Origin of the sequence: uncultured Nevskia sp. (assembly GCF_903885465.1) — a bacterium.
Lineage (GTDB): Bacteria > Pseudomonadota > Gammaproteobacteria > Nevskiales > Nevskiaceae > Nevskia.
This window is the reverse complement of record NZ_CAISIQ010000131.1, coordinates 1-7,840: the sequence shown is the minus strand read 5'-3', so window position 1 is coordinate 7,840 and position 7,840 is coordinate 1. Positions and strand designations below refer to the sequence as shown.

The 7,840-nt window shown below is 60.3% G+C and carries 4 protein-coding genes; 1 reads left to right on the top strand and 3 read right to left on the bottom strand.

Translation table 11 applies throughout. The annotated features are described in order from the left end of the window. A partial coding sequence (locus QZY06_RS04830) for a PAS domain S-box protein (RefSeq protein WP_295680914.1) occupies positions 1-4,615 on the bottom strand: 4,615 nt, incomplete at its 3' end. Positions 4,616-4,847: 232 nt separating this feature from the next. Between QZY06_RS04830 and QZY06_RS04825 the strand changes: the two genes are divergently transcribed. Then, positions 4,848-5,411, top strand: coding sequence for a tyrosine-type recombinase/integrase (locus QZY06_RS04825; protein WP_367275564.1), 564 nt, complete (start codon positions 4,848-4,850; stop codon positions 5,409-5,411). A gap of 57 nt (positions 5,412-5,468) precedes the next feature. Here QZY06_RS04825 and istB read toward each other — a convergent pair whose 3' ends face one another. Beyond that, entirely contained in the window at positions 5,469-6,221 is a 753-nt protein-coding gene (istB, locus tag QZY06_RS04820) for an IS21-like element helper ATPase IstB (RefSeq protein ID WP_295680909.1), read from the bottom strand. A 3-nt stretch (positions 6,222-6,224) separates the two neighbouring features. Then, positions 6,225-7,840 (bottom strand): IS21 family transposase (istA, locus tag QZY06_RS04815; protein ID WP_295680906.1); only part of this gene is annotated, 1,616 nt, incomplete at its 5' end.

The window sequence follows — 7,840 nt, the reverse complement described above, 5'->3', positions numbered from 1 at the left end:
TCGCAAAGGTGTCATGGGCTTCCTCGCCGACCTCGGCCTTTCGCGCGACCGCTACACCTCGAGTGTGCTGCAGCAGTACTGCAACGAGATGATCAATGTCGAAAGGCTTGCCGACATGATCGTCCATGCCGGCAGTCAGGCAGGCCGCACGATCCTGCGGGAGCGCATTTGCGGTCATCGCGATGATCGGCAGCCGATATCGCCCTTCTGCCTGACGAATCAACTGCGTTGCCGTGTAGCCATCCATGTCCGGCATCTGGATATCCATCAGCACGGCATCGTAGGGGCGCTCCGTGCCGATCGCTGCATCGACGCCGGCGCGTCCGTTGCTGGCGACGTCCACATCCGCGCCCTCCCCCTGCAGCAGATCGTGCGCAATTTGCTGGTTGGTGAGATTGTCCTCCACCAACAGCAGACGCAGACCGGAGAGTCGCTGAATCGGGGCCACATCGTTCACAGCTCGCCGCAACATGCCACGCCCGGCCAGCGCATCGGCAACGGCATCGAGAATCATGGACGGGGTGAGCGGCTTAACCAGAAAGCCATCGAGCATTGCGCCATCGCGGCTGATCACCGTAGCGAGTGCCTCACGGCCGTGTGCGGTGGCCATGATCACGAACGGCAGGCGCCGACGCTCACCACCCGCGCGAATCCGTTCGATCAGCTGCCAGCCGTCTTCATCAGGCAGCCGCCAGTCGATGAAGACCACGTCGTAAGCAGGCTCACATCCGTCCGCTCGAGAACCCAGTTGCATCAGTGCATCCGTTGAACTCGATGCCACGTCAACGTGCCAGCCAAAGGATTCCACGTATCGGGACAGGATCGATCGGGCAGCCGCATTGTCGTCCACGATGAGGATGCGCAGATCGCGAAGGTGAGTTGGCCGTCGAACCAGTGGCTGATCTGATTGCTGCAAGGCAGGCAGCGGCAGCTCCAGATCGAAGGAGAAGCGGCTTCCCTTGGCCGGAGTGCTCTCCACGCAAATGGCGCCGCCCATCAGTGCAACCAGTCGCTGACTGATGGCCAAGCCCAGTCCAGTACCTCCGTAGCGTCGCGTCGTCGACGCCTCGGCCTGTTCGAAGCCACGGAAAATCCGCTCGAGCTGATCCGGCCTGATGCCGATGCCGGTATCGCGAACCTCGAATGCCAGCCGAAGCTGATGCGGCTGACGTTCCAGCAACCGCACCCCGCGGACCACCTCGCCAGGGCACGTGAACTGGCTGGCATTGCCAAGAAGAATGATCAAAACTTGCCGCAGCCGCATCGAGTCACCACTCAACTCGAGCGGCACCGCAGGATCGATGTCGAACAGCAGTTCGACGTTCTTGCTGCCGACCGTATTCGCCAGGATGGCGCCCAGTTCGCGCAACAGCGTGTCGACCCGAAACGGGTGTACGTCGAGTTCCAGCCGTCCGGCCTCGATCTTCGAGAACTCGAGAATGTCGTTGATGATGTCGAGCAGTGCCTTGGCGGAAGCCTCGGCCTTGCGTACGTAGTCGGCCTGCAGCGGCGCCAGCTGCGTGCGCTGCAACAGCTGGACGGTGCCAAGCACGGCGTTCATCGGCGTGCGGATCTCGTGGCTCATGTTGGCGAGAAACAGGCTCTTGGCCTTGGTCGCCGCCTCGGCCTCCTGTGTGCGGAGCGATAGCGACGCGTTGAGCACCTGAAGCTGGATCTGCGCTTGCTTGAGTTCCGTGATGTCGCTGACGACCACGTAGAAGCCGCGCACCTCCCCGTTGTCGATGTCGGGAATATAGTGGGCCCAAGTGTACCCATCGCTGCCGTCAGGGCGGAGCAACGCCCGCTCGAAACGTTGTGTCACCCCCCGAAGAGCGTTCTGTACGTAGGTCTCATTGAGGGTGTAGAGGTCGGCGCCCAGCAGTTCTGGCAGGTAGACGCCCTGCATTTGCTCCGATGTCCTGCCGAACCACTCGAAGTAGGCTCGATTGGCATAGCGACACCGCAGCTCCCGATCCCAGTAGCCGACCATGCCCGGGATGTTGTCGGTCAGAGCACGCAGGAAGCGCTCGTTATCACGCAGCTTCTGCTCTTGGGCCCGGCGCTCGGTGAGGTCCAGAACCATACCGACAAAACCCATCAGCCGAGCCTGCTCGTCAAACAGCGCGCTGACCGAGAGCCAGACCGGAATGCGCGAGCCATCCTTGCGGATGTAGGTCCATTCGTGGCTGTCGGGCGTACCACTACGGGCGTTGGCGACCATCACCTCGAAACCGGGGGCAATCGGACGCCCCAGTTCTTCGCTCAGCTGCTTGGCGCGTGCCTCGATCTCGTCTGGGTCATGGATGATTGCCGGTGTGGCCTTATCGACAACCTCATCGGCACCGTAGCCCAGCAGGCGTTCGGCGGCCGGATTGAAGCCATTGATCACGCCGTCTTCCGTCGTCGAGATGATGGCGAAAGCCGCATCGTTGAGGATGGCCGTCTGCAGGGCGGTTGCGGCGCGCAGACGCTCGGTACGCTCGGCCACTTGATTCTCGAGCGTGGCATTGAGTTCACGAACCGAATACTCCGCGCGGCGACGGTCTTCGATGTCCGTATTGCTGCCGACCCAGCGCAGAACCGCGCCACTGTCGGGATCAAGCAAGGGCACGGCGCGGGTATCGAACCAGCGATACACCCCATCGTGCCGACGGATCCGGAATTCGATACTGAAAACGCCTCGCGTATCGACTGCCTGCTGCCAGCGCGAGGCCAGTCCCGGCCTGTCGTCGGGGTGGACCTGATCCAGCCAGTCGCTGCCAAATTGCAGGTCCTCGGGAATCCCGGTGTATCGCACCCATTGTTCACTGAGGAAATCGCAATACCCTTCGCCGGTGCAGGTCCACACCAGCTGTGGCATCGAATTGGCAAGCTGCCGCCAGCGCGCCTCCTCCCCTCGCTGGCGCTCGAGCAGATCGCGCAACTGCGCTTCCTGCTCCTTGAGCTGCGTGATGTCGAAATTGGTGCCCAACATGCGGATGGGCGTGCCCATCTCATCGCGCTGGACGACGGCCTTGGCCAGCAGGTGTCGAAATTGTCCGCTGTGAGTACGTACCCGGAATGACGTGTTGAAGTCCCCGCGCCCTGCAACGGCACCTTGAATCTCGCGCTCCGCAGGGATCAAGTCGTCGGGATGCACGCTTGCCTGCCAGTCGGGGTAGCTGGGTTCCCCTGCTTCCCGCTCACGGTCGTAGAGCTCGAACATCGTTCCATCCCAGCGGAGCTGGTCACTCGTCAGGTCCCAATCCCACAAGCCAATGCCCATCGCATGGGTGGTCTGCTCGAGACGCAGCTGGGCCTGATGGAGTTCGCGCTGGATTTTCTTGTTGGCGGTTATGTCACGGACGACCTTGGCCGCTCCGACGATGCGTCGCTCAGCGTCGCGGATTGGCGAGACGGTAACGGCGACTTCGAGCCGTCGGCCGTCCTGGTGCAGGCGCACCGTTTCGAAGTGACCAACCGTGTCGCCCTGGACGACAGCGTTCAGGATCCGGATCTCCTCATCCCGTCGATCAAGCGGGACCAGCAGGTCGGCAAGCGCCCTGCCGACCGCCTCTCTGCCGCTGTAGCCGAAGATGCGCTCGGCGGCGCTGTTCCAGCTGGTGATGATGCCGTCAAGATCCTCGCCGATGATCGCGTCGTTGGAACTGTCGACAATTGCCGCCAGGCGTTGCTGCTGATCGATAATTTCGATGCGGCGGCGCAGATACCAGAACGCGCCGCCGACGAGGACCAGCGCAACCGCCGCCAACGCCAATGCAAAGTGCCAGACCGGGGTCCAGACGGCGGCGTCGACCGCCTGATCCGGCATCGCGACCAGAAAGCGGAACTCACGGCTCGGATCTTCCGTCTGGCGCCTGAGCCTCACTTCGGCCACGTGGAAGCGGGCGTCGCCCCGCTGCCAAACCGCGAGTCCGGGGCCCGTGGCGGCACCCTCGACCGGCTCGAATTCGTCCTGCCAGCGGTGCCGGACCCCGAGATCAAATCCGAAGACCTGCCGTGAATCCGGGTGGACGATGAAGTCACCGTCCTGATTGATCACGTAAAGCGAAGCACCCGGCGGAACGGCCGCCCGCCAACTCTCGATGCGCGGCTGTTTATTGACGTTGACCACCACGATGCCGAAGGACATGCCGTCGGGGCTGGAAACCGCAGTGGCCACCCTGGCGATGGGCCGATGGGAGATCTCGACTTGGCCGGATTCCTGATTCAGTGTGAAATCCGAGACGTAAACCGCAGGGGGCGCCAGCTTCATCGCTGCGACAAAGTAGTCGCGATCTCCCTGCCGTTTCAGAGCATCGCCATCCGCCGCAATGATTGATCCGTCCGCGCGGCGCTCCACGCGGACGATTTCCCGCCCCCCATCGGCACGTCCGATCAAGCGCAGCTGATCCACCTCCGGATTGGCGCTCAGATAGGCCTTGAAGATCGTCTGCATCCGCCCGATCCAGTGCGACAGGGTCGAGCGTTCCAGTGCATCAAAGCCATTATTTCCGGCGGCGCGGACAATGCCGGCAGGCGGAGGGGTGTTGACCAGGAAGAGGACGTCGCGTCGACGGGCTTCGACAGCATTGGCTTCGGCATCAGCAGCCGCCTGCGCACTTCCACGCAGCACTTCGGACAATCTTTCAAGTGCCTGATTGCGTTCGTGATACGCGCTGGCAGCAACCAAGGCTCCCCAACATGCCGCAGCCGCCAACGCGCCCTGTATCCATCGGATTTTCACACGCATGAACTTGAAACCCGGCGGCTCGTTAAGCTACGGTGGGCTTGGGATGAAACATTTGTAATGCTTTTCCAAGTATATAAACCTTCTGCATCGGCACAGTTCCTCGCTGCTTGAGCAGATGCCCGACGAACGTCATGCCACAGGCTTTCTCCGAGGCTTCGCGCCGGGGAGGATGAGCCAATACCTCTTCCCGTCTTCGAAGCGATCGGTCGATCCTTATTCGGGAAAGACCAAACGTCACCACGTCTTCGAAGCCACCCTGCAAGGGGCCGTGAAGCAGACCATCCGCAGCGGCAGCATTTCCAAGCCAGCAAACTGCAACACCGTACGCCACTTGTTCGGGACGCACCTGCTGGAACGCGGCCAGGACGCCCGGACCATCCACGAGCTTCTGGGTCACAACGACGTCTCGACAACGGTGATCTACACCCATGTCCTCGGCAAGGGTGTTCAGGGGTGGGAGTCAGCCCGCTTGATTGAAGAAGGCGTTGTGAGTAGCCCACCCCGAATGCATTGCGCTCGGGAATGCTCGAATCGATGCAGCCACCGGCACGGCCCCGTGCCCGAAGGTCCGCTTCGCTCCTGCAACTTCGATAGTTGGTTGTCCGGTCAGGGCTGCTATCGGACCCACGCTCGAAAGTACGGGTGGCAGCTTTCAAACCAGAGTCGCTGGCAGCGTTGACCAGAATCAGCAATCTGACTGCGATGGCGACAATCAGTGGGGACCTCAGCGCGACGACTAGGACCTTTTCAGAGGACGGTTCTTCCCCTGCAGCTTCCGTAACGATTCGCCCTTGAGCTGAATTTCATGAGCTTGGTGGACGATGCGATCAAGGACCGCGTCTGCCATCGTTGGGTCGGGAAAGAACGAATGCCACTTTGAGACAGGGAACTGGCTGGCAATGACGAGCGAGCCAGACCGATGCCGCTTATCAATAATGTCCAGCAGGACATGCCCATGCTCGGCGGGAATCGGTGCCATCCCGAAATCGTCGATGATCAGTACCGAGTAGCCGATCAGCCTGCGTTTCACTTTCGGCCACGATCCATCGGCTTCAGCGCGTTTCAACAGGTCATAGAGATCGCCGGCCGACAGGTAGAGCACGGAGAAACCTTGCCGGCATGACTGCGTGCCAAGGCTGGAGATCGTCCACGTTTTGCCGCTGCCAGTGGGGCCTGACAAGACGACATTAAGACCCCGCCGTACCCAATCACCTGTCGCAAGCGAGTGCATCAACGCAGCATCGAGTCCGTTCGAGTTGCTGAACGACAAATCTTCGAGCAGCACGACCTCCGGCAGCGACGCCTCCTTGATCAGCCGTTGCAACTTTCGGTCGTTCTTGGCGTTCAGCTCTGCATCGACCATGACGCCCAGTCGATCATCGAAACTGAGCGCCTGTGCTGAGGGAGCACCTAGCTGCTGATCGTAGACCGCAGCCATCGACCTCAACTTGAGGCTCCGCAGATTGGCGAGTGTTTGTTCGACGATCATGGCCTAGTCCTGAGATGTGGCGTAGTAATCGGCGCCCCGAATATTCGAATGGTCGATCACTCGCGGAGGCTCAGGTTTTTTAAGTGGACGCAAGTCCGACCCGGTTCTAAGAATGGTGCGAATGCCATTGAGCGTCGTCGACTTGATCTCCAGGGCGAGCCGGCAGGCTGATTCGATCCGTGATGCCCCGAATGCATCACCCTCAATGCGTAGCCCACGCGCGCTTATCAAGCCTTGATAAAAATGACTACCGGGTACAAGCCACCCGTCGATGACGGTGCTTGTTGATATACCCGTTCTCCGCGCCCAATCGGTCAAAGCGCTGGGTTCGCCATTCGTGAAATGCCTGTGCGCGTCAGGCATATGTTGCTCAATGGTGATCCGCTGATTGGTGCCCTGACACCTTTCATGACTACAAACACGTCGACCACCTCGAAGGATTTCGATAACGGTTCGAGTTACGCGCATGTCGACCGTGGTGTGGGCGAGCGCGTGCGGAACCGAGTAGTGGTTGCCATCATGCTCGACGTGGTAGTCCGAACCTACGGATCGGCTGAACTTTAGCTCGCACGGCTCATATGTCGTTGCAGGGAGCGGCTTTAGCGCTGGCTTGTCGACTTCGAGGAAACGCTGCAACCGTGATCCCGGCATCTTTGCGAACGGTCGGGCATTCAATCGTTCAAGGAGCTTCAGTAGTTCTGCATTCGCCTCTTCAAGGCTGTGCCAACGGCGCTTGCGAAGGCGCCAGAGGATGTGGCGCTGTGCGATCTGCACACCCACCTCGGCTGTTGCTTTGTCTTTCGGCTTCCTGACGCGGGCCGGCAGCACGACCGTCTTATTGTGATCCGCCCACTCGCGATAATGCTTGTTGAGCTGCAATCGCTTCAGTCCAGCATGAATCACCGCAGATTTCAGGTTGTCGGGAACGACGAATTCCGTAACACCACCAAAGAACTCCAGCATACGGTTGTTTGAATCGATCCAGTCCGGCACAGACTGCGTCCAACTCAAGTGCGCAAAGGTGTAATTGCTGGCACCCAGCACCGCGACGAACGCACATGCTTGGCGAACCGTCCCGTCCGGCAGATGAATGTCCACAGTGCCACCGGCGTAGTCGATAAACGTGTTGACGCCGGCGCGATGAATTTTTCTCAAGGTCAAGGATCGCCGTTTTAGCCAGTGGCGATACAACCTGGCGAAATGCGGGTAACTGATGGCCTTGGGCGTGATTTCTTTCCAGTCCTCCCAAATGCAGGTCAGCGTTGCCTCCGGCTGCTCCATCTGGTGATGGACATCCTCCCAGTCCGGGCGAGGACTACGTGAGGCAGGAGCTTGGGGTTCGCCGAACAGTGCGAGAACCAGCGCCGCGTCGTCCGATTCCTGAATTTTCTCCAGCGTCAAGTTGGTCGATACATCACGGTCACGGATTTTCTGAGCTGTTCCTGCTGAACAGTCGCAAGCACGAGAAATTTTTCTCGAAGAAAGCCTGCTTCGTTCGATACACAGGCGAGCGACTGATCGCAGAATTTCTGTTGGTACTCGAATCATATGGTTCCCCTTCGCGCTCGACAGCTCATAAGGCGAGCGAGCGCATGAATCACGGATGGTGCGCGGGAACG